At 54.2% G+C, this 2,334-nt stretch carries 2 protein-coding genes; one reads left to right on the top strand and one right to left on the bottom strand.

The features are described from left to right. A partial coding sequence (locus tag FDW95_RS23660) for an L-lactate permease (protein WP_249358995.1) occupies positions 1-788 on the top strand: 788 nt, incomplete at its 5' end. 472 nt (positions 789-1,260) lie between these two features. On the opposite strand, the gene FDW95_RS09045 is transcribed toward FDW95_RS23660, so the two are convergent. Then, a partial coding sequence (locus tag FDW95_RS09045; protein WP_137363480.1) for an aromatic amino acid transporter occupies positions 1,261-2,334 on the bottom strand: 1,074 nt, incomplete at its 5' end.

Genomic DNA, 2,334 nt, shown 5'->3' with positions numbered 1-2,334 from the left:
GTCGCCTGCGCAACGGCAAAACCGCCCCCGAATGGCGCATTGAAACCAGCCATACCCGGGAAACCACACCGCGCTCGGCGAAGGTGCTGTTCCGGGTCGGCTCCATCTACCTGTTTATTTTTATCTTTATTCTGCTGTGCTCGCCGCTGTTCCCGGCGGTAAAAGCGGCAGCATCACAACTGGCTTCGGTGCTGCATTTCACCCTCGCCGACGGTAAAACGCTGGCGCTGAAAATCGAGTGGGTCACCACGCCGGGGATGCTGATCATCTTTGCGACCCTGATCGGCGGTTTTATCCAGGGGGCTTCGGCGCGCGGGATGCTGGAAGTGTTTGTCAAAACCATTTTCCAGTTGAAGAACTCGATCGTCGCCATTATGGCGATTGTTGCGCTGGCCACGGTGATGGATCTCAGCGGTATTATCGCCACGCTGGCCCAGTCGATTGTTGACCTGACCGGCGGCTCGTATGTCTTTCTCGCCCCGGTCATTGGCGCGCTGGGTACGTTTGTCACCGGCAGCGACACCAACTCGAATATTCTGTTTGGTAAACTGCAAACCATTGCTGCCAGCAAGTTGAATATTGACCCTAACTGGCTGGCGGCGGCCAACACCTCCGGCGCGACGGGCGGGAAAATGATCTCCCCGCAGAGCATCGCCATTGCGGTTTCCGCCACCAAAATGGAAGGCCAGGCGAACCAGATTATGTCTGGCACCATGAAATACTGCTGCGCCTACATCGTGATCCTCGGCTTAAAGGTCGGCCTCTTTTACTACTGGTTTATGGCGTAACGCATTGTCAACCCCAGCCATATTCTGGCAAGCGTGTTTGACAAGACAGTGAACAAAAAGGTTTACAGCCACCCGGTCAGGAGAACGCCGCGGCTGGCTTTACGATTTGTCGGCGCTGACTAAAATAGCGCCGATATTTCAAAGAGAGGATTGTTGTTATGTTGTTCTGGAAAAAGATGGTGAAGAAGTTCGACGCCTTTTCTGCGTTGATCCCACCACGCTACTTCCGCGTGTAATGCCTGGCACTTATGCCTGATGGCGCTTCGCTTATCAGGCCTACGTTTCACGCACATTTGTAGGCCGGATAAGGCGCAAGCGCCGCATCCGGCTGCTACAACAGAGTAAAACACTCATCCCTTTCTCTTACGCATTCCGCACGTTCTTAACACCACCACCCGTAAACGCAGCCACGCAAAGCGATAAACCAGCGGATGCTGAAACCGTAGCAATGTCAAAAACATAGCGCCTCCCGTTACCGGAACGTAGGCAGCAGGCCAAACACGTCCAGCACCACCGTCAGATAGACAACCGCCCCGCAGACGATCACCAGGTTAAGCACCGTGTTATTGCAGGGTGCAGTGTAGCTGGCCGTAGGGAAACGCTTACGCGCCGCTTTTACCAGGAACGGTGGCAGGATCACGCTCCAGATGGTGAAGGCCAGACCGGCATAGCCAATCGCGTGGACAAAACCATTCGGGAAGAAAAAGCACACGGCAGCCGGTGGGAAGTAGGTTACCAGCGCAGTTTTCAGACGACCGACGCCGTTATCCGGGAAGTGAAACAGGTCAGCGATGTAGTCAAACAGGCCGAGGGTTGCCGCCAGCAGGGAACTGGCTACCGCAAAGTTGCCGAAGAAGGTCAGGATCAGATCCATATAGCGGCTGGTAAACAGCCCGCTGATGGCCTCGACAAACACGTCGATATTGCCGCCTTTAGCGATAATCGGCGGGAATTCCGAACGGCTAATGTTGCCCATCGTCACGCCCAGCCAGAAGACATACAGCAGCAGAGCAAACAGCGTGCCGATGATTATCGAACGCGTAATATGCGGGATCCCACTCTTACCGTACAGTTTGACCAGGCTCGGCACGTTGCCATGAAAACCAAATGAGATAATACAGAACGGCAGCGTCATCAGGATATACGGCAGGTACTGCGACCCTGGGATCGCCACCGCGACACTGTCGACCAGTTTCGCCACTTCAATATGGCCGACTAGTCCGGAGAACGTGGCAAAGAAGGCGATAAACTTACCGATGATCAAAATAGTGGTGATGCGTCCGACCAGCAGCGAACTGTACCAGGCAATCGCCCCGACCAGCATACTGACAATCACCACCGAGACATTCGCTGGAAAGCGCACGCCGCTGTATTTGAACACAGTTTGCGCCATCACCGCCGATGACCCGGAGATATAGGCGTAGGTCAGAATATACAACACAAAGCCAAACGCGATACCGACCACGATATTCCACTTCTGGCCTAATAAATCCTGAGTAAAGGTATTAAAACTGGCACCTGCGCCGGGTAATGACTCCAACTTATT

This window comes from Citrobacter sp. wls718, assembly GCF_005280945.1.
GTDB classification, from domain to species: domain Bacteria; phylum Pseudomonadota; class Gammaproteobacteria; order Enterobacterales; family Enterobacteriaceae; genus Citrobacter; species Citrobacter gillenii.
This window is presented reverse-complemented; position numbering and strand designations above follow the sequence as displayed.